Annotated in this window: 25 protein-coding genes; 14 read left to right on the top strand and 11 right to left on the bottom strand. The window is 56.5% G+C overall.

The window, feature by feature from the left end; all coding sequences use genetic code 11:
• Positions 1–58: 58 nt before the first annotated feature.
• From AC244Q_RS16805 to AC244Q_RS16830, 6 genes are all read right to left on the bottom strand, one after another.
• The gene (locus AC244Q_RS16805; protein WP_017994914.1) at positions 59–766 is read right to left on the bottom strand and encodes a TfuA-like protein; all 708 of its coding nucleotides are present in this window, start codon (positions 764–766) and stop codon (positions 59–61) included.
• A complete protein-coding gene (locus tag AC244Q_RS16810; RefSeq protein WP_113546070.1) occupies positions 763–1,938 on the bottom strand; it encodes a YcaO-like family protein in 1,176 nt (391 codons plus the stop codon). The genes AC244Q_RS16805 and AC244Q_RS16810 overlap by 4 nt, the downstream gene beginning before the upstream one ends.
• Positions 1,939–1,980: 42 nt before the next feature.
• Positions 1,981–2,193 carry a hypothetical protein gene (locus AC244Q_RS16815; protein WP_003561841.1) on the bottom strand — a complete coding sequence of 71 codons (213 nt, stop codon included), beginning with the start codon at positions 2,191–2,193 and terminating at the stop codon, positions 1,981–1,983.
• A gap of 20 nt (positions 2,194–2,213) precedes the next feature.
• Positions 2,214–4,061: an SARP family transcriptional regulator gene (locus AC244Q_RS16820; protein ID WP_012758599.1), complete on the bottom strand. Its 1,848-nt coding sequence runs from the start codon at positions 4,059–4,061 to the stop codon at positions 2,214–2,216.
• A 9-nt stretch (positions 4,062–4,070) separates the two neighbouring features.
• The gene (locus AC244Q_RS16825; RefSeq protein ID WP_012758600.1) at positions 4,071–4,496 is read right to left on the bottom strand and encodes a helix-turn-helix domain-containing protein; all 426 of its coding nucleotides are present in this window, start codon (positions 4,494–4,496) and stop codon (positions 4,071–4,073) included.
• A gap of 171 nt (positions 4,497–4,667) precedes the next feature.
• Complete coding sequence (locus AC244Q_RS16830; RefSeq protein ID WP_128406830.1) at positions 4,668–5,360, bottom strand: class I SAM-dependent methyltransferase; 693 nt, start codon at positions 5,358–5,360, stop codon at positions 4,668–4,670.
• 501 nt (positions 5,361–5,861) lie between these two features.
• Between AC244Q_RS16830 and AC244Q_RS16835 the strand changes: the two genes are divergently transcribed.
• Positions 5,862–6,752, top strand: coding sequence for a DUF6030 family protein (locus AC244Q_RS16835; protein ID WP_017994918.1), 891 nt, complete (start codon positions 5,862–5,864; stop codon positions 6,750–6,752).
• 31 nt (positions 6,753–6,783) lie between these two features.
• Here AC244Q_RS16835 and AC244Q_RS16840 read toward each other — a convergent pair whose 3' ends face one another.
• Complete coding sequence (locus AC244Q_RS16840) at positions 6,784–7,158, bottom strand: hypothetical protein (protein ID WP_012758603.1); 375 nt, start codon at positions 7,156–7,158, stop codon at positions 6,784–6,786.
• 206 nt (positions 7,159–7,364) lie between these two features.
• Here AC244Q_RS16840 and AC244Q_RS16845 point away from each other — a divergent pair, with 206 nt between their 5' ends.
• The 12 genes from AC244Q_RS16845 to AC244Q_RS16900 all read left to right on the top strand — a co-directional run bounded on the left by AC244Q_RS16845 (position 7,365) and on the right by AC244Q_RS16900 (position 18,633).
• Positions 7,365–8,438 (top strand): endo-1,4-beta-xylanase, encoded by a 1,074-nt coding sequence (locus AC244Q_RS16845; RefSeq protein ID WP_128406831.1) that lies wholly within the window; start codon positions 7,365–7,367, stop codon positions 8,436–8,438.
• A gap of 31 nt (positions 8,439–8,469) precedes the next feature.
• Positions 8,470–9,621: a glycosyltransferase gene (locus AC244Q_RS16850; protein ID WP_012758605.1), complete on the top strand. Its 1,152-nt coding sequence runs from the start codon at positions 8,470–8,472 to the stop codon at positions 9,619–9,621.
• Positions 9,621–10,127, top strand: coding sequence for an acyltransferase (locus AC244Q_RS16855; protein ID WP_003561851.1), 507 nt, complete (start codon positions 9,621–9,623; stop codon positions 10,125–10,127). The genes AC244Q_RS16850 and AC244Q_RS16855 overlap by 1 nt, the downstream gene beginning before the upstream one ends.
• Positions 10,124–11,026 carry an exopolysaccharide glucosyl ketal-pyruvate-transferase gene (pssM, locus tag AC244Q_RS16860; protein WP_113546074.1) on the top strand — a complete coding sequence of 301 codons (903 nt, stop codon included), beginning with the start codon at positions 10,124–10,126 and terminating at the stop codon, positions 11,024–11,026. The genes AC244Q_RS16855 and pssM overlap by 4 nt, the downstream gene beginning before the upstream one ends.
• A 151-nt stretch (positions 11,027–11,177) precedes the next feature.
• Complete coding sequence (locus AC244Q_RS16865) at positions 11,178–12,680, top strand: lipopolysaccharide biosynthesis protein (protein WP_003561854.1); 1,503 nt, start codon at positions 11,178–11,180, stop codon at positions 12,678–12,680.
• A 31-nt stretch (positions 12,681–12,711) separates the two neighbouring features.
• Positions 12,712–13,716, top strand: a complete 1,005-nt coding sequence (locus AC244Q_RS16870) for a polysaccharide pyruvyl transferase family protein (RefSeq protein ID WP_113546075.1) — start codon at positions 12,712–12,714, stop codon at positions 13,714–13,716.
• A gap of 39 nt (positions 13,717–13,755) precedes the next feature.
• Positions 13,756–14,577, top strand: a complete 822-nt coding sequence (locus tag AC244Q_RS16875) for a hypothetical protein (protein ID WP_012758608.1) — start codon at positions 13,756–13,758, stop codon at positions 14,575–14,577.
• 83 nt (positions 14,578–14,660) lie between these two features.
• Complete coding sequence (locus tag AC244Q_RS16880) at positions 14,661–15,605, top strand: glycosyltransferase family 2 protein (RefSeq protein ID WP_113546076.1); 945 nt, start codon at positions 14,661–14,663, stop codon at positions 15,603–15,605.
• A gap of 24 nt (positions 15,606–15,629) precedes the next feature.
• Positions 15,630–16,514, top strand: a complete 885-nt coding sequence (locus AC244Q_RS16885; RefSeq protein WP_113546077.1) for a glycosyltransferase family 2 protein — start codon at positions 15,630–15,632, stop codon at positions 16,512–16,514.
• A complete protein-coding gene (locus AC244Q_RS16890) occupies positions 16,511–17,491 on the top strand; it encodes a glycosyltransferase family A protein (protein ID WP_113546078.1) in 981 nt (326 codons plus the stop codon). The genes AC244Q_RS16885 and AC244Q_RS16890 overlap by 4 nt, the downstream gene beginning before the upstream one ends.
• Before the next feature lie 210 nt (positions 17,492–17,701).
• Complete coding sequence (locus tag AC244Q_RS16895) at positions 17,702–18,160, top strand: glycosyltransferase family protein (RefSeq protein ID WP_033180050.1); 459 nt, start codon at positions 17,702–17,704, stop codon at positions 18,158–18,160.
• Positions 18,157–18,633 (top strand): glycosyltransferase, encoded by a 477-nt coding sequence (locus tag AC244Q_RS16900; RefSeq protein ID WP_003561862.1) that lies wholly within the window; start codon positions 18,157–18,159, stop codon positions 18,631–18,633. The genes AC244Q_RS16895 and AC244Q_RS16900 overlap by 4 nt, the downstream gene beginning before the upstream one ends.
• 45 nt (positions 18,634–18,678) lie before the next feature.
• On the opposite strand, the gene AC244Q_RS16905 is transcribed toward AC244Q_RS16900, so the two are convergent.
• The 4 genes from AC244Q_RS16905 to AC244Q_RS16920 form a co-directional block, all read right to left on the bottom strand.
• A complete protein-coding gene (locus tag AC244Q_RS16905) occupies positions 18,679–19,374 on the bottom strand; it encodes an SGNH/GDSL hydrolase family protein (RefSeq protein ID WP_113546079.1) in 696 nt (231 codons plus the stop codon).
• A gap of 143 nt (positions 19,375–19,517) precedes the next feature.
• A complete protein-coding gene (locus AC244Q_RS16910; RefSeq protein WP_012758614.1) occupies positions 19,518–20,825 on the bottom strand; it encodes an HlyD family type I secretion periplasmic adaptor subunit in 1,308 nt (435 codons plus the stop codon).
• 15 nt (positions 20,826–20,840) lie between these two features.
• On the bottom strand, positions 20,841–22,607 hold the full coding sequence (locus tag AC244Q_RS16915) for a type I secretion system permease/ATPase (protein ID WP_012758615.1): 1,767 nt from the start codon (positions 22,605–22,607) through the stop codon (positions 20,841–20,843).
• Between the two features lie 476 nt (positions 22,608–23,083).
• The gene (locus tag AC244Q_RS16920) at positions 23,084–24,697 is read right to left on the bottom strand and encodes a right-handed parallel beta-helix repeat-containing protein (RefSeq protein WP_164902323.1); all 1,614 of its coding nucleotides are present in this window, start codon (positions 24,695–24,697) and stop codon (positions 23,084–23,086) included.
• Between the two features lie 688 nt (positions 24,698–25,385).
• On the opposite strand from AC244Q_RS16920, the gene rapA2 reads away from it, so the two are divergent.
• A complete protein-coding gene (gene rapA2 / locus AC244Q_RS16925) occupies positions 25,386–26,084 on the top strand; it encodes a calcium-binding lectin RapA2 (protein ID WP_012758617.1) in 699 nt (232 codons plus the stop codon).
• Positions 26,085–26,182: the final 98 nt, after the last annotated feature.

A 26,182-nucleotide genomic window follows, 5' to 3' on the forward strand; every position in this document is an offset into this window, starting at 1 on the left:
TGATCCAGCCCGTGAAAAAAGCGTGACACAACCCTCGGTGACTATTGCCGGCTTCGGTTCACAATGCAGGGCGCGTCAGGAATGAGGTTTCGTGCAGTTTCCAGGGCAGATCGGCACTCGAGCGAATGTCACGGGCGTCCTGCACGGCTTTCAGCAACGCCAAGGCATCGATGCGTTTTTGATCGATGGCATTCGACAGTAGTACCGCGAGCAGATCCGTACGATCGCGCTCGGCCAGCCCTCCACATTGCTCGACGATCGATCGCCATGACCGCTTCTTGAAGAAGATCGCGCTTGCGGCATCTTCGAGCTCCTGGCGCACCCCACTTGGCAGCAGCCCGCGATCCACCATCACATCGAGCGTTGCGCTGACATTGACGAGCGGTACCGTCAGCGCTTTGCTGCCCAGCGCGCTCGGCGCGTGCGTGAGTGCGACGGCGGCATCGTCGACCAGCCGGCCGGTGCGATAATCTTCGAAAATGCGGCCGATCCCGATCATGCCGAACGGATGGCATTCCGCAGCGCGCAACGCGCCCATGCTTGCCGCCCCGAAAACCGCGACGCCCAGCGAAAGAGCATAGAGAATTTCCTTGTGCCAGACCGGTGCGGCATATTCGAAGCCGCCGTCAATCAGGCCGATGACATTGGCGCCCTGTTCCACAGCAGCCAGGACATCGCCTTGCGTGGCAGGCGGCAGGATGCGTATCCCCTCGCCGGCAAGCGACGCCGCATCGGGAAGACTGGGACCTGCGAAAATGATCTTCAAAACCCTATTGCCCTGGCAAGCGCCCTCGTTCCAAACCGCCGGGCGCGCTCCCCCTCCGGATTTTCGAGCTCGGGGATGACAATCTTGACGACGCTGAAGGGAAGCGTGTCCTCGCTGAGGCGCACGGCGATCACCGAAGCGATCCGCCTGTTTCTGAGCGCATCGAGCACATGCTGCAGCAAGTGCGCCAGATTTTGTTGCCGAAGTCCTGCCGCCCCGGCATTGCCGATGGCGGCAGCGGGCGGTGCGGCAACCGCATCGAAGGCCCGCCGCATCAGCGGCGGCAACGATCGTGAGAAAGTTGCGGGAGAAATATCGTCCCTGGCTCCACTGATATAGGTCAGCCGGGATTGCACGGCTTCCGTCACCGCCCGAATGGCCGCGCGCACGGGAGACGGATGAGCGCCGGTTCCGCCGGTTACCTCGACGAGGCGAATATCCCGGTGGCCCAGAATCGGATCTCCAGGGCCCAGCATGGCGGTGAAACAGGGGATCGCGATGTCGCTGGTGATATCGAAGAGCCTGAGCGCCAATCCCGATGTTTCGATCTTGTCGATCAGCCCGTCCAGGGCGCCGTCCTTAAAGCCGCGGGGATCGACGCAGCCGGCATAACGATCCGGTTCCGCGCCCACCTGCCACAGCACATGGGCGTCACGTTCGATACGCTCCAGGACGCCGTGGAAGATCGCCTCCTCGACATTGTTTCCCGATGCCAGGCCGTCCGACGACATCCAGTATCGCGCGTCACGTGTGCGGTCGAGCACCACCGCTTCAAGGGGGATATAGACCTCGCCGCCGGTGAGGATATCGACGCCGGCAACCCATTCCGTCTCCTCGTCCGGTCCGAGATCGGGTTTATGAAGAGCGGTGAGGCAGTTCAGCGTGTCGGTCTTGTGCCCCATTTCCTGCAGACGGGAAGAGGTGCCGCGGACGAGATCGACGGAGGGTTCGCCGGCAACCGCCCGTTCGAGGGCTTCCATGACAGTGGAGACTTTGGCATCGAGATCGGTCAGGCCCTTTCCCTGGGCAATCACGATCGAGCGGGAATTCGGAGCGTATGCGCACCAGACGGGGATGCCGATGTCGTCCAGTCCGGTATGTCGCGCAACCCTGGTAATGCCGAACCCGGCCAAAAGAGGTTCGACGCGGGAAAGGGTTTCCCGCGGCGACATGATCCTGTCGGAATATATGGACCGGCGCGTCAGAATGCCGGCTCAGCCGTCGACGTGACCGGAAAGGGCAACCTGCGCCGACGAAACCGCAACGGCGAGGTCGACGCCCTTGACGAAAGTGCCGCCGGCCTTGCGCAGGCCGTTTGCAGTCGCCAATTCCCCCGTCGGATTGAGAGGCTTGACCGTACCCGCGTCGAGATCGGCAAGCCAGAGACCCGCCTCACCAGGTATTCCTATAATAACAGCTTTTGCCATGTAACGCCCCTCAGCTATTGTTAAAAACCGGCCTTCAGCAGGCCCTCCCGATAAAGCTCTTTTTGCCAATCTTCCTTGAAGGGAACGATGGTGAGCCACTTCTCGACGTCGAAGACCGGGTTGATGCTTTCGGCTCGTTGCCGATGGAAAAGCGCCCGTTTTCGATCGCCGATCATTGCGCAACTGGCCGCGGCGATGCGATGGGCCGGCGCCTTGTCTTTCATCGCCTCGACATAGGCGATGGCCTCCTCGTACTGTTCCAGGAAGAAGCTCGCTCCCGCAGCGCACCAGAGGTAGGCGTCAGGCGCGATCGGATTGAGCGAAATCGCTCTTCTGATCTTGGCGAGCGCGTCGCCAGGGCGGGATGCATGCACGAGCGTGTCGGCATGGCTGTAGATGACATCGGCAAAATGCGGGCTGAGTTGTTCCGCCAGATCAAGTGCGGCGACACTGGCATCGACATCGCCGAGATAGAGTTTGGTGACGCCAAGCTCGCGATGGCCCGCCGCCGAGGCCGGATCCCGCTCGATGGCCCGAAGCGCGTTCTGCTCCGCCAGATGCAGCAGCTCATTGTTACCCTGCGCCGTCACGAGCCACTCGCTGGTGAAGGTTCTCGCCAGCCCGGTAAATGACGGAGAGAAATCCGCCTTGTGCGACAGCGACTGCTTGAAAGCTTTTCGTGCCCGGCGGATATGCGGCAATGTCAATTTGCTCATCAGGCTCGAGCCGACCAGATAGGCGTGATAGGCCTCAGGATTGGCTTCGAAGCGTAAGCGCTCTTCCTCGTTTTCAGCCAGCTCGCGGGCCACCGACATAGTCAACTGCTGCGCAATCAGCCGTCTCTGACGCGGCAATATATCGGGCGTCATCGTAAAGCGATTGGCCCAGATGATCTCGTCCGTGGGAAAATAAACCAGCTGGGCGAACAATCCCTCTTCGGAAAGCCGTGTATCCAGAAGATAGGCGATCGAGTGACGGGCGACCACAGCAGCCTTCTCGGAATCGCGGCGGATCTGGCCGGCCGTATGGGGCGCTACGATGGAAATGTTTCTGAGCGCGCAGAGTTCGATCGTGACGTCTTCGATCAGGGCATTGGCAAGCGCAAGCCCGGCATCGGCATGTTTCGATGTCGGGGGAAGCAGCACCAGTCGAGGCAGGATCAGCGGCGCTGGCGACATGCGTTCGATGTCGGCAGTTGCCTCACCGCCGGCCTCGGAACGCTTCACCTGTACCCTGGCATGGCCGTCATCGTTCGGCAATCTTTCGCTGAGGGACGAACCGCCGGATAGCCGGTGCAGTAAGGCTCTGACCTGCTCGTCATTCGGATCCCGTTCGAGGATCTGCAGAGCGGCGCCGGAAATGGAGCGCGTAGCGCCGGGCTTTTGCGCATCCGGCAACGCGTCCAGCAGTGCCTGCCGCAACTGCAGCGCCTGAGCGTCCCGTTGGGCCCTGATCCAGGCGTCTATCAGCTTTGTCGCTGGTTTGATATTTCCGATGAACCCGCGCTGGGTTAATTCGGCGATTGCGTTCAGCCGCTCCAGCGGCGAACCGCCGGCGCGAAAAATATCCAGATCGCTGGAAACTGCCTGCGTGTTGAGACGAACCGTGGTGGCGGTGAAATCGAAGGGCAATTCGGCGCGCCCGCCGTCTGTCTCGCGGATGCGGGAAAGCAGTTTGCGCAGATTGAGCCGCGCCAGCTCTGGTTCGACATCATTCCACAGAAACTGGGCCAATTCGTACCGGCTGAGCTCATGGCTCGCGCCGGCATAGAGATGGGCCATCATCAACAGGCCCTTGATCGGATAGCGAACCTGGTCGCCATTCGTCTCGATCAACCGCAGATCGCCAAATGTCTGCAGATGAAGCACGATCCATCCTCAGCTGTTCACAACCGAATCTTGCAACTCATTGTCGCTGTCAGACAATCCCGTGACTGCCAGGCTTTTGGCCAACGCCACCAGCTTTTGCCTGATATTCGGGTCTTCGATGGCGATGAATGCCTTGTTGAGCGCCAACCCCTCCTTCGAGGACAAAAAGCTGTTCAATTCATTCGTCGCGCCGTCGATCGGTCCGGCGCCGCCGTTCTCGAAGAAAAAGCCGATGGGCACGCGAAGAATCTCGGATATGCGCTGAAGACGGCTGGCGCCTATTCTATTCGTTCCCTTTTCGTATTTCTGGATCTGCTGGAAGGTAATGCCCAGAAGTTCGGCCAAGCCGTTCTGGGTCATCCCGAGCGTCTTTCGCCGAACGCGCACGCGGTTGCCAACATAAACGTCAATCGAATTCGGCGATTTAGCCTTCATGTGAATAAGTCTCCCGCTTTATCAGCACGCCCGGCTGTATAATGGAGAGTTTAAGCAAGAATGCAACTAAAAGTAAATATTTCGTAAGGAATTTTTTCAGCAGCACACACAGTAAAAACAACCTGTGGATTATCGTAGCCAGCACCATCTGGCGCGGATGCGCATCGTGCTCTATCGCACCCGTCGCAGCGCACGAATGCCCTCCCAAATCAGTGTCGCTCCGACGCCATCTCTAAGAGGCTTTCGCGCAACGGCAATCATCGACTTGGCGAAAACGGGAATCCTTCCGACATATTCAAAATGAACATTGTCGAAGCCGGCATCCAGCAGCAGCGTGCTCAGCGTGTCTTTTGACCAAAACTTGATATGCCCATGATCCTTCAACGGCATGAAATGATCGTCCATTTTCCCCATCGCAGCCAGGGCCAGGTTCTTCAGATAACCGTGATAAGGCGTCGACATCACGGCGATGCCGCCCGGCTTGACGAGATCGTACATCGTCGAGGTGAAAGCCTTCGGATCGTAGACATGTTCGACGACTTCCAGGCTGATGACAGCATTGAAGGTGCCGTATTCCCTGGAAAGGTCGTCATAGGCCGAGCCGACATTCAACGGCAATTCGGGATAATTGACATTGGCCTTGGCGATGCCATCGCTGGAAGGATCGACGCCGACGACATAATATCCTTTTCCCGCAAGAGCCGCCGCCGCCCCGCCGGTACCGCATCCCAAATCAAAGACGTCGTTCTCGAGAGAACCGTCGAAATGGCTCTCCAGCACGTCGACCACCGCGGGCAAGATATAGGCGTGCGCGGTTGTTGGTTTGGCGTGAACATAGGTGGTTGCGTCTAGCTCGACGGACATGTTCCTCCCCTGGGCGATTGCGCGGCAACCATATCGAAGAATACGTCGAAAATTTGATTGAAATCCGCCAAATCACAAGGATAGTCAGAATATAATCTATAGTTTTATAATGCAAAATAAAACTTTTGCGTGAATGTTATTTATAAACATGATACATAATAATATAGTTTGGCATTTTACCTAATAATACCAAGGAATACCCTAGAAAATTCAACGGAATCCATAATGAGAGCGAACAAAATCTATGCAAAAGCGGACGATTCATAGGCCGAATGGCAAGATCATCCGCTATCTGCCATTGCGATTTCCCGCAGTTACATTGGAGATTGCCGATTGAAATGGTGTTACGGCGGCGGCGCCGAGATCTGTAGCCCCTGCCTGATGGCGAGGCACAAAGGTGCCCAATTGCCGACAAGAAGCCAAAGATATTTAACGGATAAATGTATACTGCTGGATTTAGACAGCCCGATCGAAACCCTTCTCGCGCCGGAGAAGACAAGCTTGCCCGATAATTCGTCGTCCGCATATGCGAAACAGCCTGTGGGAAAACCGCGGATTCCCGTGGTCTTCTGGTTGCTGCTGACGATTTCCCTCTCGCTGATCATGGGAACGGTGCTGCTTTCCAACAACATGAAACACTTAAAGACGGTCAGCCATTATTTTGGCTTCGATCTCTTTCCCCAGGAGGTCACACCGCCTCCCCCCAAAGCCCTTCCCCGCCCGACACCACCGGCCACCTTCACGCTTCCATTGCATGTCATCGAACCGCCCGTGGTAGAGACCGCGTCGACTTTCCTGCGGACATGGCGGATATCCGGCGCCGCAATGTGTGCGGCGTTGCGCAATGCCGGCATCGAAACCAGCGATTGGGCGGCGGCGAGCTTCAACGCCGATACGTTCGAATGCTTTTTCGAGCGGAGCGGCAAGCGCGAGAAGGATCAGCTCTCGAGCTCTATCTTCGTCATCGTTCGCGGCGACGCCGCCGGCACGATCAACAATATGCGCGTGAAAATCATCAATCCCGAGACCGATGAAAATGGCCAGCTCGATCCCGGCATTCTGCGAATTTTCGAAATCATGCTGCGCCAGCCGCAATGGCTCGATTTTCACGAAACCCTGAACGCGATCACGAATCTGAAGGACATCAAGGAAGACGGCTTCGGAGCCGGTATCAGCTTCAGCCGCGAGGTTCTCAATCCCGGGAATTACAACTTCACGCTCTCGCTGGATGCAACTTCAGGACCTCAGAAAAGAACCAGAAATTATTTTTCCGGCAGAAGATGGCTGCCGTTGCCGGATCCCGCAGTCGAGACCGACAGCCCACAACCGGAATCAGTCTCCAAGCCTCCCCATACCCAGGCTCCGGCTGAAAGTCAGGAACATCGGCATTAGGTTCTTCGGCTTCATGCCACGCGTCGGCTGATCACGCCATGTGACTGGCATCGTCGTGATGTCTGGCCATTATCTTGTAGAGCTCTTTCAAACTGTCCGCACTCGGCCGTTCGGTACAGTCCCCACCCGCCAGACGCCAGACACGCTCGACATTGAGGTCCTGCGTGACTTGCGCAAGGTCTTCGTTCAGCGAGCGAATGACGACCTCCGATCGGCGCAACCGCCACGACATTCTGACCAGCGCTGCGAACGGGAAAAAAATGATGCCGATAATGCCGAGAACAAGGACTGCGAACTGCCAGTCATCGAGAACAGACAGACCGTTTCGAACGGCCGCCATAAAAAAAACGGCATTTTGAAATGCCATGTGAAAATAGCTCATCAGATAGCTGGACCAATCTTCCATCACGAGCGCCCTCCCCGAGCGGTTTATATCTTGGAATATGCTGAAAAGTCTAGCAGACGCGAACAATATCCCCTGCCGGGAAAGTATATTTGAGGTTGTATTACTCTGCTGAATTGAACGCGAGGCCCCGTGATGGATCGGTGCCGACGAGCCCGGCCTTTCAAATTCCACCGCGGACATGAAAAAAGCTAACAGTGAGAGATAGAATGAATAGAAGACGTTTCCTCGCCTCGGTTCCGCTCGCCCTGTTGTATGTCCGTGCGGGCCAGGCCCTCGCGCAGGTGCCTGCCTCCGCAGGGCTGCGCGTCCTTGCCGACAGGAAGTCGTTCCGATTCGGATCGGCAATCGACCTGCAAAACATCAACGATCCAACCGCTGCCGAGATCTACATCGACAACGTCAATTCAATAACGCCGCGAAACGAGTTGAAGTGGAATTCGACGGAAAAGAGACCGGGTGTTTTCAGCTTCGGCAGCGCCGACCGCATGGTTGCATTTGCGCGCAAAAACAACATGAGGGTTTATGGCCATACGCTGATCTGGTATCGCGTCCCGGGCTGGGTGTCTGACATCAACGACGCAAAGACCATTCAGGCGGCCATGAACCGTCATATAAAACAGGTTGTCACTCGCTATAAGAACTCAATCGATGCATGGGATGTGGTAAACGAACCGTTGGAGTATGATGCACCGGATCTGCGGGATTGTGTTTTCCGACGCCTTCTTGGCGACGATTATATCCGTATGAGTTTCGACATGGCGCACCAGGCCAATCCCGGCGCGACGCTGGTGCTCAACGAAACGCATCTGGAGAAAAAATCCGACGTGTTCGAACAGAAGCGCGCGCGTATCCTGAAAATCGTCGAGGATCTCGTCGCCAAAAAAACGCCGATCAATGCGGTGGGTCTGCAGGCGCATTTCCGCCCCGGACTCGACCGGATCGATCCGGAAGGAATGGGGCGCTTCTGCGCGGCGCTGAAGGACATGGGTGTCGGCGTTTTCATCACCGAACTGGACGCGTCCTGCCACTTCCTGAACCGCGACAAAGCCTTCACGCCGGCATCCTACGCCGATATTTTCAGTGACGTGATCACCGTGGCGGCCGAACATGGCGACTTGAAAGGCGTGACAGTATGGGGCATGTCGGAAAAATACGGCGAGCACGATGAGAAAGCGGCCGATCCCGCCGCGGCTTGCACGAAGCGCGTTAATCTTTACGACGAAAATAATGCGCCAAGAAGTGCGATCGACGGTATCCGGCGGGCAATAGAGGCGATGTGATGCACAAGACAACGGAGACGCAAACAGATTCATGAAAAAAGCCGTTATTTATGTGGAAAAATTTTTGCCTGCCAGCCAGGCATTTGTTCTCAACCAGGCGGTAGCGTTTCGTTCTTTCGAAGCTGAAATTCTTGCCGGCTCGCGAATTTCTTCGGCGCATACAAAAAAATCCACTGTTCCGGTTCATGACATCCGTCGGTCTCCCATTGCGCGGGCCGGTGAACTGCTACTGAAAATCCCGCAGATCGGCCTTCCCTTCCTCTTTCCTGCGATCGGCAAAGCCGATCTCGTTCACGCCCATTTTGGCAAGAACGGGTATGTCATCGGCCCGTTGGCCCGGGCCGCCGGCAAGCCGCTGATCACGACCTTCCACGGCTTCGACGCCACCTATCGCGGCGACCCGAAAAAGCCGGGCGGCTTCAATCAGGTGCGCTTCTTCGCCAAGGGCCGGAACGAGATGGCCGGCTGGAACAGTTGGAACATCGCCGTTTCCGATTTCATCCGAGATCGGCTGCTGGCACTCGGCTTTCCGGCCGAACGCGTCTATCGCCATCATATCGGCATCGATCTCGATCTCTTCAAAATGGAGCCTCGTCCACGAAAAAAAGGGCGCGTGGTTTCAATTGCCCGCTTCGTCGACTATAAGGGCCATCGTTTCATGATCGATGCGCTTTCACGTGTGGCCGCCGCCGGCACTCCGGTCGAATTCGTCATGGTCGGCCAGGGTCCCTTGAAGGAGGAAATCGAAGCACTGGCGCGTCGTTCCTTGCCAAGCGTCACGATCCATGAAAATCTGTCGCAGACTGAGATAAGAGATCTGCTCGCCAGTGCGGAGCTTTATCTCCATGGAAGCGTGACCCTCGACAATGGTCACGCCGAAGCTTTCGGCCTCGCAAATCTCGAGGCGGAAGCCGTCGGTACTCCGGTCGTCGCATTTCGCTCGGGAGGCGTCGGCGAAGCGATCGAAGAGGGGAAAACTGGTTATCTCGTGGAGGAGCGGGATGTCGCAGGAATGGCGGAGGCGGTCGGAAGACTGCTCAACGACCAGGCTCTGTGGACAGCCTTTAGCGCGCGGGCACCGCTTCTGGTGGCCGAACGCTTCGACTTACGTCGTCAGACGGGGACGCTCGAGGACTATTACAGTTCCGTGCTAGACGAATTTTCCAGCCGGGGTCGGACTTGATGGTGCAGACAGGAAAAAAGCCGAAGTGGGGACTGAATGTATTTCGGCCACTGCGGAACGGATTTGTGAAGGCCAAGTGGCTCTACTATACGAAATTCTGGGGAATGGACATCGATCCGACGGCCAGCTTTTCCTTGAGCGTGCGTTTCGACAAGACCAACCCGAAGGGATTGCATATCGGCGCGGAAACTTACGTCGCCTTTGAGGCGGCGATTCTGACCCACGATCTCACGCGCGGGCTCTATCTTCACACGAGGATCGGCAAGCGCTGCTTTATCGGCGCCCGCAGCATCATTCTGCCCGGCGTCGAGATCGGCGACGAATGCGTCATCGGCTCGGGCTCGGTGGTGACCAAGAGCGTGCCGCCGCGCTCGCTCGTCGCGGGCAATCCGGCAAAGATAATCCGCAGCGACATCAAGATCATTTCGCGTTACGGACGCATGGCACGCGAAGACGAGACGGTCTCGCAGATCGTGACGCACTTGCCGACTGGAGAAGCACGATGAAGATGTTTGCCTACCGGGGGAAACACGAGAATTTTGGCGACGAACTGAACCATTGGCTCTGGGAGCGTCTGCTGCCCGTCTTCTTCGATGACGACGAAGGTCAGCTCTTTCTCGGCATCGGCTCGATCCTCTACGACAATTTCGACCCGAACATGCAAAAGATTGTCTTTGGCTCGGGTTATGGCGGCTACACCAACCCGCCGAAAGTCGATCGCAACTGGACGTTTTATTTCGTGCGCGGAAAGAAGACAGCCGAAATCCTCGGCATCGATCCGAGCTACGCCATCGGCGATTCGGGCATCCTCACGCGCAGCTGCTGGGATGCGAAAAGCATCGAGAAGCGTTATCCGGTCTCCTTCATGCCGCATTACGAAAGCGCCATGTACGGCAGCTGGGATAAGGCCTGCGAACTCGCAGGCATTCACTATATCGATCCGCGCTGGCCGGTGGAAAAGGTTCTGACCGAAATCAGCGCATCGCATAAAGTGGTGTCCGAGGCGATGCATGGCTGCATCATCTCAGACGCGCTGCGCGTTCCCTGGCGGGCTATCCGGCCGATCGCGCCGGGGAATCGAGCCAAATGGTACGATTGGGCAAGTGCGCTTGATCTCGAGATCGACTTCGACGCGATTGGCCCGTCAAACCTCGTCGAAGCAGGAGCGTCACTGGTACGGAAAAACACCTACCTTTTGAAGAACATAACGTTCCGCCACCGCCGCATCCGTCAGCTCACTGGCAATTATGTCTTCGGGTCGACGGTCAAGACGCTGCAGCGGGTGGCGGAGAAACCAGGACAGCTGAGTTCCGACGAGTCCATGATAAATGCGCACAACAGAATGCTGCTGGAGCTGGATCGGCTGAAGCAGGATTTTTCCAAGAAAACGGCAAGCGTCCTGTGATGATGCAAACCGGATTCATGACGAGGCGATAAGGCATGATCCTTTCAAACTCCACCAACACTCCCTCCTCCCGCAAGGGGGGCAAGCACTTTGGATGGGCGCTCGGCCCGCTTAGACGGTCAGTATCCTTGACGTGCGGAGCCGTTCGACCATGAGCAGTGTTACCGATCGACTGATTCAAGGCAGCATGTGGCTGAGCCTATCCCGCGCCATCGTCAACGGGCTCTCGGCGCTCAGCACCTTCGTTCTCGCCTGGTACCTCGCACCGGCCGACTTCGGTCTCGTTGCCATTGCAACGACGATCCAGGTCATCTTGAGCTCCGTCACCGAACTCTCACTCAACCAGGCGCTCATTCGTCACGAGGCGCCGAGCGAGGTTCATTTCAGTGCGGTTTGGACGTTGAGCGTCACAAGAAGTGCGATCTTGGCGTTGCTGTTTGCCGCCAGTGCCTATCCAATAGCCGAATTTTATAACGAGCCCCGGCTGACAAGCGTCATGCTTGCTTTGAGTTTCAGCTTGCTCCTGAGTGGTCTCGCCAATCCGCGTCGCGTCATGCTCCAGCGTGATCTGATCTTCTGGCAAGAATTCGTTCTCAACGTGTCGCAAAAGCTGGTTGGCTTTGTCGTGACGGTGGCAATCGCTGCCATCTACCAGAGCTACTGGGCTCTCGTTCTTGGTACCCTCGCCTATCAGATTACCAATATCATCGTTTCCTACACCGTCTTGCCATTCTGGCCACGGGTGACCTTCCGGCATGCACGAGAATTGTTTTCGTTCTCGCTCTGGCTGACGGCCGGACAGATCGTCAACACCCTGAACTGGCGGGTCGAGTATCTGTTAATTGGCAAGATGCTGGGCGCCACGCAGCTCGGCCATTATACCGTCGGCAACACCCTTTCGACTCTGCCGACGCGCGAGGCGACGGCGCCGTTGAACCAGACGATTTACCCGGGCTTTTCGAAAGTCCGCAACGACCCGGTCCGGCTTGTCGCCGCCTATCAGCGTGCACAGGCGCTTCTGGCGGCGGTGGCGCTTCCGGCCGGAATCGGGATGGCAGTCGTAGCTGATCCGATGATGCGGCTTGCCTTGGGGGAAAAGTGGGTTCCCGCCATCTTCATCGTACAGGCACTCGCATCGGTCTTCGCTCTGCAGACCCTCGGTTCGCTCGTCCAACCGCTGGGCATGGCAAAGGGCCATACCAAGATGCTGTTCATCCGCGACACGCAGATGCTGGTGGTCCGCGTGCCCATCATCATCGCCGGTCTGATGATGGCCGGGCTTCCGGGCGTCGTTTATGCCCGCGTGTTGACGGGTCTGATTTCCACCGTAGTCAACATGCTTCTGGTCAAGCGCTTGATCAATCTGCCATTCTTCCAGCAGCTCGCGGCAAACTTCCGCGCGCTTGCCAGCGTTGCCTTGATGGCTGCCGGCGTCTGGGGATTGTCGCATCTTCTGAACACCCCTACCGACAAGCTGGCGCTGGCACTCCACCTGGCCATCCTCGTCGTCACCGGCGGCATTCTCTATCTCGGTTCCAGCTTTGTCCTTTGGCTCGCGATGAAGAAGCCAAATGGCCCGGAAACCGAAGTTCAGCGTATCTTTGTCAAGTTCCTGTCAAAAGCCAAACGTATGGCCGTACCCAAGTCGGCCTAAAAGCTAAACGAACATCAACAAGCGAGGCAGAATGACCAGCCAATCCAGAACGGAGCTGATCGCAAAACTTAATGGTATGATCCACGATTGCCTGAAAGACTATGTCTCACGCGATGAACCGCTTGCGATCCTCGATTTTCCCGACATCCGCAATTGCGGCGACTCCGCAATCTGGCTGGGCGAAATGGCCTATCTGAAGGATCGCTTCGGCAAACGCCCGGACTATGTTTCGAGAACGACGGACTTCTCCGCAGACGAGCTGAAAAAGCGCGTGCCGACCGGTCCGATTTTCATTCATGGTGGCGGCAATTTCGGCGACATCTGGGTTTCCCACCAGGATTTCCGCGAAGCCATCATGGAGCGTTTCCCGGATCGGCAGATCGTCCAGTTTCCGCAGTCTATTCACTACAGTTCACCTGAGCGCATCGAGCAATCTGCACGCGCAATCGCGCGTCATAAGAATTTCGTGCTGCTCGTGCGCGACGAAGAATCGAAGGAATTTTCCGAGAAGCACTTCGACTGCACCGTACGGCTATGCCCCGACATGGCCTTCGCCATCGGGCCGCTGCCGGACAGGGCAACGCAGATTTCCGTCCTCGCCATGCTGCGAGAGGATGCGGAACGGGTTGGCGGCACCGATCGCAAGATCCCTTCTGATATTCCTGTGGAGGACTGGATCACCGAGTCGAAACGCAAGGTTGATATCGCCAAGAAATTGGGGGCAGCTTCGGCTTTCCTGGCACTGAAGCCGAGCGAAGTGGCATTGCGCAAGCTGGACGCGGCGGCGCACAACCGCTTCGAGCGCGGCATCAGCCAGATTTCACGCGCCCGCGCCATCGTCACCGATCGCCTGCACGTTCATATTTGCTCGCTGCTGCTTGGTCGGCCGCATGCCGTATTGGACAACAGCTACGGAAAGATCCGCCGCTTCATGAATGCCTTCTCCGGCGGGACGGACCTTTCTTACAAGGCAACGTCGCTTGAAGATGGAATCGAATGGGCGCGTCACCAGGCCGGGCAAGGAGCTCGCGGATGACTGAGACGCTGCGCGCTTGCAGGATCAGGAGGTAATCCGATGACCCTTGTCACCTTCATTATCCCGGTTAGACATCAGGACAATGCCCGCGACTGGAGCAGGCTGAAGGCAAATCTGACCCAGACCGTGGCCTCAATTTCCAACCAGACCAATGGGGACTGGCGTGGCATCATCGTGGCCAACGAAGGCGCCGATCTGCCAGACCTGCCGGAGAAATTCTCTGCCGTGCGTGTCACCTTTCCGCCGAACGACCTGCATGAGCTTGGAAAGGGCAGCAAGGAAGACTTCCTTGATGCCTTCCGGGCAGACAAAGGCCGTCGCGTTCTAAGTGGCATGTTGACCGCCACCGACAGTCGCTTCTTCATGATTGTCGATGACGACGATTTTGTCAGCTCTCGGATCGTTCAACACGTGTCCGAGAATCGAAACGCCAACGGATGGACGATCGACCATGGTTATATCTGGGACGATGGCGGTAGTTTCCTGTTTGGCCACGACGACTTCAGTCATCTTTGCGGTACCTCGTTGATTATTCGCGCCGATCTCTACCAACTGCCGACCCGGTTTGAAGATGCTTCGCTCGACTGGATCAAGTCGATGCTGGGCAGCCACGTCCGCATAGCGGATATTCTTGCGCAACGGGGAGCACCGCTCACGCAGCTTCCCTTTCGCGGGGCGGTCTATCGGGTCGCTCATGGCGGATCGCATAGCCAGGCACCGAGCCTGCTGCGACAGTATTTCCTGAACCGCGGCGTGCTTACCAAACCGCGGCGGTGGTTGCGCAATCTTCGTAAGCTGAGGGTGGTCGGCGAGGGTCACAGGCGCGAGTTTTTCGGCAAGACACGGTCGAACCCCGCGTAACAGCCGATCTCGTTCGAACATCGCACAGGCAGTCAAAATATGAAGCTTTTCTCTTTCGACTTCACCAAGAGGGTTGGTAACTGATGTCGGATCTATTGGTCAGCGTGCTCTTTTCATCCTACAATGGCGCCAGCCGCCGGCTGCGCCATACTTTGGATTCCTTGGTGCGCCAGGAGCTTCCCCATGATCGATGGGAATTGATTGCTGTCGACAACAATAGCAATGACGATACGTTTGATCTTTTGAAATCGTACAGCGAGAAGCTTCCCATCACCATCCTGCAGCAGCGCAAGCCCGGAAAATCCGGCGCGCTGAATTTTGCTTTGGATCGGGTCAAGGGCGATCTCATTGTCTTTACGGACGACGACATCCGCGCGGAACCCAACTGGCTGCAGGCGATCGTCGACTGCGCCATCGCCCATCCGGGTTATGGTGTGTTCGGAGGCAGAATCGTCCCCGATTGGGAAAAGGAGCCGAAGGGCCGCTTTATCGATTGGATTCCCATGGGATCCACGTTTGCGATCGTCGATGAAACGCAAAGCGGACCGTGTGACCCGACGAAAGTCTGGGGTCCGAACACGATCATTCGGCGAGAGTTGCTCGGAACAAGCGTCCGCTACCGGGAAGATATCGGCCCTCTTCCAGGAAAGATATTTGCCATGGGCGAAGATGCGGAAATCATCATTCGTCTGGCCGCAAATGGCGCCAAATCCTATCGATGCGCAGAGGCCGTGGTTCATCACTGGATACCGGCATCAAGTGTCACCGAGGATTGGGTGCAGAAACGAGGCGAACGGCTTGGCTATGGCATGCCGGCGCTTTTTCCCGACGAGGTGCCTGCAGGGGTGAGGCTGAGCGGAGTTCCGCTACCGATCTGGATCGAAAGCGCGCAGTGGGCATTTCGGGCAGCCATGCTCTATCTCTTGCCGCAATCGAAGAAGCGTTTCTGGGCTATCTGGAAATATTACTACATGCGTGGATATCGTGCTGGAATTCGCCGATATGCGCCCCAGACGCTCGCGCGGTGATCGATTGGCCCAGGAGGCAGTAATTTGAAACTCTCGGTGCTCGTCAACAATTTCAATTATGGTCGCTTTTTGCGTCCATGCATCGACAGCGTTTTGTCGCAGGCCTATCCCGACTTCGAAGTGGTGGTGGTCGACGACGGATCGACGGACGATTCCCGTGAGATCCTTGCCTCCTACGGGGAACAGATCCTGACGGTATTGAAGGAAAATGGTGGCCAGGCCTCGAGCTTCAATGCGGGTTTTGCGGCCGCAAGCGGCGATATCCTCTTTCTCCTCGATGCCGATGATGCATTTTTGCCGGGCAAGCTCGCTCGTATCGCCGAGATCTACGATCGCAACGAGATCGACTGGTGCTTCGACCGGGTGACGACCGAGGAAAGCGACCAGCCTCCTGCAGAGCTGCAAGTGACACAGTTCGACAAGCGGGACACGCTTCGCAGGGGTGGCTTTCCCTCGCTTCCGGTTCCGACATCGGGCCTGAGCTTCCGCCGCAATCTGCTGTCCCAGATACTGCCGATGTCCGTCGCGACAGACGTCGTGCTCAGCGACAATTATATCAAGTTTGCCGCTGCCTTTCTCGGCCGCGGCGCGATCGTCGAAACACCGCTGACGTTTCAGCGCATTCATGAGTCGAACCGCTACACCGGCACAAGCAGGGCAAAGACACTGCGCCCGCGGATCATGATCGCGACTGGGCTGGAACTGGCACGCCGCTATGAGGGGCTGCAGGCACTCGGCAAGAGCCTGGTGGCCGGCGGAATTGCCGAAACGACATCGTTGCTGAAGCTGCGGGGCGAAGCTCGCAATACGGTGGCCGGCGGTCCGTTCGGCGATGCTGCCGCGACCGAAGTGGCCTTGATGGCGGCGCGTAAGCGTTTGGGAAATATGCTGCGGAAAGGACAGTCATGAATCAGCAGGAGACTTTTCCGCATTCATCCGTGGGCACGGAAGCAAGCGCCGTACCGTTGAAGATCGCCGTCGGTGTGCTGACCTATCGGCGCCTCGACGGGATCGCCAAGTTGCTTGACGTCATGACGCGCCAGGTCAGGCACCCGGCCCGCCCCTATGATCTCACCATGGTGATCGTGGATAATGATGCGGCCGGCAGCGCAAGAGCTACGGTAGAGAGCTTTGGCCAGACAGGTGCCTACGACCTGATCTACGTCATCGAACAAAACCAGGGCATACCCTTTGCACGCAATCGCGCACTGGATTCGGCACCTCCAGGCACCGACCTCTTCTGCTTTCTCGACGATGACGAATGGCCGGTCGACGGCTGGCTGGATGCGATGCTGGAGACACGGGAGAAAACCCGCGCCGATTGCGTCTATGGCCCAGTCCAACCGGTCTATCCCGAAAACCCGCCGGAATATTTCATCAAGGCACGGGTGTTCGAGCGCAAGAAGAACAAGGACGGTCAATCCATTTCTTATGCGGCATCGAACAACGTCATGTTCGACTATCCTCTGATCCGCTCATGGAATCTGCGTTTTGAAGAGAAGATGCGCTTCACCGGGGGCACGGATTACCTTTTCTTCAACCAAGCCATCCGCCGTGGCATGCAGGTCTTCTGGGCTGACAAGGCGCTTGTCCATGATATCGTTCCGGCTAGCCGGATGACCTGGAAATGGGTATTGCAAAGACAATACCGGCTCGGCAATACCTTCGCAGTCAGCGAGGTCCTGCATGGCAACCTCAAGCGCCGGATCTATCGCGGCGCCTATGGCGCCTCGAGAGTTATGCTTGGGCTCTTCATGCTACCCTCGATCTTGATTTCACCCTATTGGGGCATGCGAGCCCTCACCCACGTTTTACGCGGCGCGGGCATGGTTAATGGGATTCTCGGACATGCATACCAGGAATACAAGCCCAATGCCGCTCTCTGATATTGTTTGCGCACGCGCCCTTGGAAGAGTTCTGACCCTTATTATCTTCCAGCTGAAACATCACAAGTGATTGGCTGTCCATGAACTTCAAGGCTTCAATCAACCGGGCCAAAAATGGTACACTTCTATTGAACTATCGTGACACAATCGCTGTTCGAACAGAACGGCTTTCGCTCTTATCCATCGGTCAAATATAGGAGATGCCTGTCTATGACTGAGAAAAAATTGAAGGTTCTCGCTGCCTCGTCGGGAGGCGGTCACTGGGAACAGCTGATGGCCATGCGCGGCGCATTCGAGGGCTGCGATATCGTCTTCGCAACGACCATCCCCGGACTGCTTGCAAAATACGACATTCGGGGCGGACTAGTCCTTCCCGATTGCAGCCGCGACTCGATTACCATGTCGATCCGGTGCTTTTTCACCGCCTTCTCCATCGTCATCAAGCAGAGGCCCGACGTCATCATCTCGACCGGTGCCGCACCCGGCCTTTTTTGCCTGCTGGCCGGCAAATTGACGGGCAAGCGGACGATCTGGATCGATAGCGTCGCCAATGTCGAGAAGCTGTCCCTATCGGGTAAATTGGCCGGCCATATTGCGACGCTCTGGCTCACGCAATGGCAACATCTGTCGAGGCCGGATGGCCCCCATTACGCAGGAGCTGTCCTTTGATCCTTGTCACCGTTGGAACGCAGCTGCCGTTTGATCGCCTCGTCAAGGCTGTCGACACGTTCGCAAACGAACTGTCGAAACCGGTTCTGGCGCAGATCGGCAAGGGCACCTACACGCCACAGAATATGAAATGGATCAAGAATATCGAGCCCAAAGACTTTGATAACGTCTTTCGCGATGCAAGTGTCATCGTCTCTCATGCGGGAATTGGCACTGTGCTTACGGCCAAGCGTTTTGGGAAGCCGATCATTCTCGTTCCTCGCCAGGCGGCTCTCGGCGAACACCGAAACGATCATCAGCTCGCCACGGTGAGCCAGCTCGTGGGCCGGCCGGGCATCTATGTCGCAAACACCGATGACGATCTCCGGAACTATCTGCTCGAAGAGCTGGATAGCCCATCTCACGAAGATTCGTCGGAAGCCGGTCGGGCTTCACTGGTCACCTACCTGAAAAACTATATTACGACAGTCTGACCCCCAAGAGCCGTCATAGACTTTGACGCTGACGAGCGAATATTTTCATTCTCCGCAATTTTTGCCGGCGATACGTTTGATGAGTTCAGGCGCGATGATTTTGGAGGCCATGTCGGGCTGAGGATGCCCGCCATCAGGAATCGCCGTGGCCAGATCATCCGGCGTCAGACGCTCCCAGTTGGGCCGGTGGTCGACAAACTCCAGACCACGTTTTTCCGCCTCTGCCTGATGGGCTGAGACATAACTGTCGACAAAGGGACGGATCAGCCCACGCAATCCTGAAAATGGATTCATGGCCATGACAATGATCCGCGCTTGCGGCAGGCGCTGCCGGAGCTGGTCGAGGATATCGCCGATATTCTTTCGGCTTTGCGCAAGCGACACGAACCGATGCAATGTCGCATCGTTGGCATAGAGTTCAATCAGGATGATATCCGGCTGCGTGGCAATGACGCGATCAACTTGGGCAAGGGCCCATAGTGACGTCTCGCCGCTCTTTGCAACGCTCTCGACTTTCACGGGCCTTTGCAGGCAGGCTGAAAGCCCTGTCTCGAGAGCGGACTGCCATCCCCCGCGGGCCGTCAAGGATGTTCCGAAAGCCACTATTTTCAGCGGTTGTGGACTATCGGCATGGCCGCTTTTGACCGCTGAAAACATCACCAGACACGCCAGAAACAGAACCAATCCATAAACCGGTCGCCTCGCAGTCGGCCCGGCTCGCCAAGGCAGCAAACACATCATGGGGAGACCTTGCAGCAGGCTTGTGACAATTTCGTGAAATGGCCGATTATGCCCCTTCGAGCAAGACGAAACTATCCAACCTCACCTTGGCGGATGGCTGCTTTGGGACGCCGAGGATATTAACGACGTGAAACAGCCGCCAATCACTCCTGGCGAAATACGTGCTGCATCTGATCGGTGAGCGGCTTCGTCAGATAGGATATTACGGTCCGGTCGCCGATCTTGATAAAGACCTCGGCCGGCATGCCCGGATAGAGCTTTATCGTCTTCATCCTGGCAATGCTTTCAGCCTTCGGCTTGACGCGCAGCGGATAGTAACTGATGCCTGTGCGCTCATCCTTGACGATATCGGGCGCGATCGAGGTAATCTCACCGCTCACATCAGGCGTCGTGCGTTGATCGAAAGCGCTGAAACGCACATCGACGGACTGGCCGACGTGAACCTGGTCAATATCGCGGGTGGCGACTTTCGCCTCGACCATAAGTTCGTTATTTTCGGGAACGACGAGCATCAACGTCTGACCGGGATCAATGACACCATTGACGGTGTGAACCGAAAGTTCGTGAACTCGCCCCGTCAACGGTGCGGTAATGTCGAGACGGTGCAGCTGATCGAGCGCCGTTCCGCGGCGCTCTTCATATTCGGCGATCTGCGCCTCGACGTCGGTCAGGTCCTTTGCGATCTCCGAACGACGATCCTCATCCAGCTGGATCGACTGGCGATCGATCTCGATTGCCTTACCCTCGGCCTCCGCCTTAGCTGCGATTTCCTGGCCGCTATTGCCCTGGAGATCGGCGCGGGCGCGCTTGAGCGTATTCAAACGCTGAAGCGTGACGAGCCCCTTCTTGTAGAGCGTATCAATGCCCTCGAGCTCCTGTTCGATCAAGCCCAAGGCATCGTTGGTGGCATTGATCTGAACGACCAACCCCTTTACCTGCTCGCCCAGTTGGTCCTTGCGCGATGCCAACTGGCTCTTCATTCCGATAAGCGCCGTCCTGCGACTGTCGAACAACTTCTGCTCGCCATCGAGAAGCTTCGCCGCGGAGGTGCTGGAAGTCAGATCGCTGATGTTTTCCTCGACCTCGAACGAATCGGCGCCGATTCGTTCCGCCTTCAGACGGGCGCGGCGTGCATAAAGCTGAGCGAGCGTGCTTTCGACAATCGAGAGGTTCGCTCTTGTCGTCGTCCCATCGAGCCGTATCAGCACCTGCCCTGCCGTCACATGGTCGTTTTCGGAGACTAGCAATTCCGACACGATACCGCCTGTCAGGTGCTGGACCTTCTTGACATCACCGTCGACGACGATCACGCCCTCGCCGATGACTGCGCTCGAAAGCTCTGTCGTCGCCGCCCAACCGCCAATGCCGCAAACGAGGGCTATCGACAACACACCGACAACGGCAACATGCCGATTGAGGGAGCGTTTCGATTCACTGATAACTTTATTCACAATCTTCCCTCTGGCCTATTCGGCCGCATTCATGCCGTCGACCACGACTTTAAGCTGAGCCACGCGCTCGGCAATCGGCGTGCGCGCCGCTTCCGGCCGGCTGACCCTTGCGAGAACTTCCTCTTTGGGACCGAACGCGATCATGCGGCCATCCTGCATCATCAGCACGAAGTCGCAGACCGCCAGAACGCCGGACCGATGTGCGATGACAACGACAATGCCGCCGCGTGCACGCACGCTCATGATCGCGGCACTCAGCGCCCGCTCGCCTTCCTCGTCGAGATTGGAGTTCGGTTCGTCGAGCACGACGAGGAATGGTTCGCCGTAAAGCGCTCTTGCAAGCGCGATACGCTGCCTCTGGCCGGCTGAAAGCGCGGCACCACCTTCGCCGATTTCGGTTTCATAACCGTTCGGCAGACGAAGAATGAGATCGTGAACACGCGCCGCCCTCGCTGCGGCAACCACCGTCTCTGGCGACATTTCCTTCGCGAAACGGCAGATATTCTGCGCGACGGTCCCCGAGAAAAGCTCCACATCCTGCGGGAGATAACCAATATGCCGGCCAAGTGCGTCACCGTCCCACTGGTCGAGTGCCGCGCCATCGAGGCGAATGGATCCTCTGACTGTCGGCCAGATGCCCATCATCGCCCGCGCCAGCGACGACTTACCCGAGGCACTGTAACCAATGACCCCAAGCGCGCTCCCTGCCCGTAAGCCGAAGCTGACATCGGAGATGACCAGGCGCTGGCCCGCTGGCGGTCCGCTTGCCAAGCCCTCGACGGTGACTTGCTTGGTGGGAGCCGCGAGCGCAAGGGGGGCTGGAATCTCAGGAATGGTTTTCAGCAGGCTCGAAAGCCGCGCCCAACTCTGCTGGGCAGAAACGAAACCACGCCAATTTCCGATCGCCGCTTCGACAGGCGCCAGGGCGCGAGAGGTCAATATCGAGCCGGCGATGATAATTCCCGAAGAAGCCTGTCCTTGGATGACCAGAATTGCGCCGGTCGCGAGCGTTCCCGATTGCAAAGCAATACGGAAAATCTTCGACAAGGTGGCATACCCATTGCCGACATCCGATGCCTGCCGGGTGATCGTCCGGTATTCACTGTTCTTGCGGTCCCAGATCTCGGCCATCGTACCCGCCATGCCCATGGCGTGAATGACCTCGGAATTGCGGATCGAGGTCTGCGCAAAGGCATTTCGCATATTGGCGGAGTCAGACTGCTTTTTTGAGAGCGTACGCGTTCCCTGATTGGTCAGGAAGGTCAGAATGGCGAGAACCAGCGATCCACCGATCGCGATATATCCGATCGCCGGATGAAAGAGGAAGCAGATCACGATATAAAACGGCAACCAGGGCAGATCGAACATCGCCGTCGGGCCCATGCCGGACAGGAAGGTTCTGATCTGGTCGAAGTCGCGCAGCGGCTGAAGCCCGTCGCCGCCGATCTTGACCTTCAACGGAGCCTTGATCAGCGCCCGGAACACACGTCCGTTTACCATCTCGTCAAGCGCGCCGGCAACACGCACGAGCATCCTGCTTCGCAGAACCTCGAACGCTCCTTGGAAGACGTAAAGCATTAATGCAAGTATTGCCAGGACCGCCAGCGAGGGTATGCTTTTGCTGGGGATGACCCGGTCATACACCTCAAGCATAAAAAATGAACTTGTAAGATAGAGGATATTGATAAGCGCGCTTGCTATTCCAATGAAGACAAGTCCCCCCTTGCATTTCCTCAATGCTTTGGATGGCTCGCTGACATCAGCTGCTGAACTCTGAAACACGAAGTAATCCCTCTCTTACCGCATCGCACGAAAGCAAATATGCCCGCGCACACTCTAGCTCCGGGTCCATCACGCCCGATCAATGACACGACTGCCTTGGACCCCGACACGGCGCCGGACCCGCTTGCAAGCCCACGACCTATTACATGAATCCAACCAAAAAGTGACCAAAAATTCCAATTTATAACGAGCGGTTTCAGGGATTCTGACTTGACGCTACGCTAAATATACCAACCTAAGCAAGTGAAAATCGCAAATTGCCCAACAACGGCGCAGAGGAATGAACGCGTGGCGCGCATATGGGCGACGTTTACTGAGGCATTAACTATAAATTCAATCTATAGTTCATTTTTCCTATGAACGGCGGAAATATTTTTTTATCCGCATCTCCCCGGCCTTCGACCGCCGACACCCCTTCATCATCAAGCTTTCAAGTGTTGAACAGCGGGGCCGGCGCTCTCTAAATTTGGCGTGATTCAAACCAGCAGGTGCGACGCTTGGCTGCTATGGAACGCGTCCACATTGATATACACGCCAAGCGAGTCGGTATCGATGTGAGAAGCGCCGTCAGAAATCTTGTATTGGAAGGATTCACTGACCTTTCCGCTGAGACCGGCGATTTTCACCGCATCGACGGTATAGGTGTAATCACCATCGCTCTCCACGTGGATGACGCCGTATTTCCCGGTCAGCGTCAGGCCATGCTTATCCACTGCACTGTCACTGAAGCGACGAAGCAGCACGGTTCCATTGATTGCGCTATCGTTTTCGAGAAGGTTGCCATGATAGGCGCTGCCCGTGTCCGTGGAGATTTTCAGGCTGTCATGGGCTGCGACAATCCTGGGAACGGCGACGGTGGGTGCGGTCGGAACCTGCGCTTCGGCCGCGGGCGCCGGAGTGCTTGTCTGCGTCGGTGTTGACGGTTCGACATACGGCTCCACAACCGGCGTGGTAGGCGTCTGCTCATTGTTGGACTGGGTGTTGCCAGTCGCAGCGTCGACTTCGGCCTGCGCTTGCTCCAGCGTCTTATTGTCGTTGATCGAGAAGGTGCTCTGGAGGACAATTGCGACCGGCATCGTCAACGTCGACACCGCGCTGTCGATGATATTATCATAGAAAGAGCCGGATGCAGGCCTGTCGACCTTCAGCGCCGAGGACGACAGGTCGTCAAAGACATTACCATAAATATCGATATCGGTGCGTGTATAACTTGGGTAACCTGCAGCGCTGATCGACACGCCCCAGACGCCGTCATGAATATAGTTTCCACTGATATCGTAATTTGTCGCATTGCCCTGATCGCCAAGGCCGATACCGTAGGACCAACTATAGCCGCCGTATCCCGAGATGTCGTTGTCGTGGATGGCGATATTCGTGCCCGCGTTGGCACCTATCCCGAAACCGCCGCCGATCACGGTGTTGTCCTCGACCGCTGCATCCACAGCCCGAACAAGCACCAGGACGCCCTTTGCGCTATTGGTCTCCGTCTGCTCTAGGTGGTTACCCTTGATCAGGATATTGCTGCTGTCGTTCAACTGAACGGCGTCTGCCGCAGCGCCCTGGCTGTTGATGACCAGATTATTAACGATGGTAACGCCAATCACTTTATCCATCCAGATGCCGTCTCCATTTACCCCGGAAATCTTGCTGTTCTCGATGGTAATGTTCTGGCTGCTCTGGAAATTGACGGAACCGGGCTTGCCGGCAAGTCCGGTATTTTCGACCTCGACGTTGCGGACGGTCCAGTTGGAGACATTTCCCGCATATATCGCCGCACCCCCGGTATCAGCAATCTTGATGTTCTCCACGATGATGTTTGAAGCCTTCGAGCCGTGGATACCGTCATTGCTGCTGTGAATAACCGGCGCATCGCCAACGCCGTAACTGCCAATTGTAATCGGAGAACTGACAGTGCCGGAGTATTTCAGGTCGAATTGCTCGTTAAACACGCTTCCGGCGGCAAGCAGCACGCTGTCTCCCGGCTTTAGCCTCAGGGATTCGACAGCGGAAAGCGTCGCGAAAGCCGACTGCTCGCTCACTCCACTGTTCTGATTGGATCCTGTTGCCGAATTTACATAGTAGACGGTCACGCCGTGATCTCCCAAAGATACTGGAAAATCTTTTAACCGCGGACCTCTCTCTGCCTGCTAAAATGGAACACTAAAATGCGTTCTATCTCGCGATAATTCTTAAGCTGACCACAAAACATCTTCATTTCTTGAATATTTTGCATTGCAACAAAATTGCGTCGCACAGTTAGGTGCGATGTTACCAAATATCTCTAGTGTAAATAAAATTACTCTCCACGCATCGCGTATTAGTTTACGCCAATTGCGCCTCGAGAGAAGCATTACTTGATAAACAAATGTTACAAAATCATGGCACCAGTTACTTCGTCGAAAAGCAGGCGCCGGTGCGGGAGCCGAAGCAAGATTGAGTTTTCACGCTGTAACCCATAGTGATTATATCAACATCTCATCTGCGCATCAGAACCGCAACGTATTCTTATAAATTGCCCCTGAATAAACATTCTTCTCCTCTGAAGAAACAGAAGTCCTCATCTGCCATTTGGCACTTTCACTTATTATTAACGCAATAATTACCATGGGTTTCATCGCCTTATGCGTGTTACAGGTGTGTCATTATTGTACTATACACCCGAATATGTTCACTTGCTGTTAACTGCACCCTTGACTCTCTGTATTAAGATATCCTTAATCGACCAGCTCGCTAAAGGTCAGAATTGACTTAGCAAAGAATAATTCAAGGAGAGAACTGATGGCTGTTCACGCAACCGACGATAGTGCAACATTCCTGGAAACCGACGCCATTTCAGGAAATCTGCTTTCCAACGATTCATCCGATAACGGACACTTGTTCCTGCGCGCCTTCGACGGCGCGAGCGTAGGCGCCAAGAGCGGCAACAGCCAGGTCACCGAGATCCAGGGCGACTACGGCACCTTCTTCGTTAAGCCCGATGGCAGCTACACCTATGTGCTAAGCGATGCTGCCAAGGTCAACTTCACCAATGGTGAGTTGCTCCAGGAGAAAGTCGCGTACAAGATCTCCGACGGCAGCGGTCATACCGATGTCGGCCTGTTCACCCTGAACATTCAGGGCGTAACCCAGGTAAAGCCGATCGCGGTCGACGACCACTACAGCTTCACCGAAGGCGACGCCATCGGCGGCAACGCTCTGGACAACGACATTGCCGGCGACAATGGTCATCTCTTCCTCCGTCAGTTCGGCACCACGACCGTAAACGGCGACCCGAGCGCAACGACCGACGTCGCCGGCACCTATGGCACGTTCCATGTAAAAGCGGATGGATCATTCACCTATGATCTGGCAGTAGATGTTGCTCCGGGCGATCACGTCACGGAAACCATCCAGTTCTACAAAATCTCCGACGGCGAAGGCCACACCGACGCCGGTGTTCTGACGCTCAACATCAATGGCGCGGACGCAGAAGTCTGATCGTCAATAGCCAATCAAAAACAACGCCCGCAGCGAAGACGGCGGGCGTTGTTTTGTGCAAGTTGAGTCGCGTCAAGAGAAAGAGCCATGGGTGCTCA

Source organism: Rhizobium sp. CB2179 (assembly GCF_057653455.1).

Bases quoted from the DNA above. Each gene is read 5' to 3' on its own strand.
- AC244Q_RS16870 (WP_113546075.1), top strand. From the start codon at position 12,712: ATGACCAGCCAATCCAGAACGGAGCTGATCGCAAAACTTAATGGTATG.
- AC244Q_RS16875 (WP_012758608.1), top strand. From the start codon at position 13,756: ATGACCCTTGTCACCTTCATTATCCCGGTTAGACATCAGGACAATGCC.
- AC244Q_RS16895 (WP_033180050.1), top strand. From the start codon at position 17,702: ATGACTGAGAAAAAATTGAAGGTTCTCGCTGCCTCGTCGGGAGGCGGT.
- AC244Q_RS16845 (WP_128406831.1), top strand. From the start codon at position 7,365: ATGAATAGAAGACGTTTCCTCGCCTCGGTTCCGCTCGCCCTGTTGTAT.
- AC244Q_RS16855 (WP_003561851.1), top strand. From the start codon at position 9,621: ATGGTGCAGACAGGAAAAAAGCCGAAGTGGGGACTGAATGTATTTCGG.
- rapA2 (WP_012758617.1), top strand. From the start codon at position 25,386: ATGGCTGTTCACGCAACCGACGATAGTGCAACATTCCTGGAAACCGAC.
- AC244Q_RS16890 (WP_113546078.1), top strand. From the start codon at position 16,511: ATGAATCAGCAGGAGACTTTTCCGCATTCATCCGTGGGCACGGAAGCA.
- AC244Q_RS16905 (WP_113546079.1), bottom strand. From the start codon at position 19,374: ATGATGTGTTTGCTGCCTTGGCGAGCCGGGCCGACTGCGAGGCGACCG.
- AC244Q_RS16840 (WP_012758603.1), bottom strand. From the start codon at position 7,158: ATGGAAGATTGGTCCAGCTATCTGATGAGCTATTTTCACATGGCATTT.
- AC244Q_RS16825 (WP_012758600.1), bottom strand. From the start codon at position 4,496: ATGAAGGCTAAATCGCCGAATTCGATTGACGTTTATGTTGGCAACCGC.
- AC244Q_RS16880 (WP_113546076.1), top strand. From the start codon at position 14,661: ATGTCGGATCTATTGGTCAGCGTGCTCTTTTCATCCTACAATGGCGCC.
- AC244Q_RS16865 (WP_003561854.1), top strand. From the start codon at position 11,178: ATGAGCAGTGTTACCGATCGACTGATTCAAGGCAGCATGTGGCTGAGC.
- AC244Q_RS16810 (WP_113546070.1), bottom strand. From the start codon at position 1,938: ATGTCGCCGCGGGAAACCCTTTCCCGCGTCGAACCTCTTTTGGCCGGG.
- pssM (WP_113546074.1), top strand. From the start codon at position 10,124: ATGAAGATGTTTGCCTACCGGGGGAAACACGAGAATTTTGGCGACGAA.
- AC244Q_RS16815 (WP_003561841.1), bottom strand. From the start codon at position 2,193: ATGGCAAAAGCTGTTATTATAGGAATACCTGGTGAGGCGGGTCTCTGG.
- AC244Q_RS16850 (WP_012758605.1), top strand. From the start codon at position 8,470: ATGAAAAAAGCCGTTATTTATGTGGAAAAATTTTTGCCTGCCAGCCAG.
- AC244Q_RS16830 (WP_128406830.1), bottom strand. From the start codon at position 5,360: ATGTCCGTCGAGCTAGACGCAACCACCTATGTTCACGCCAAACCAACA.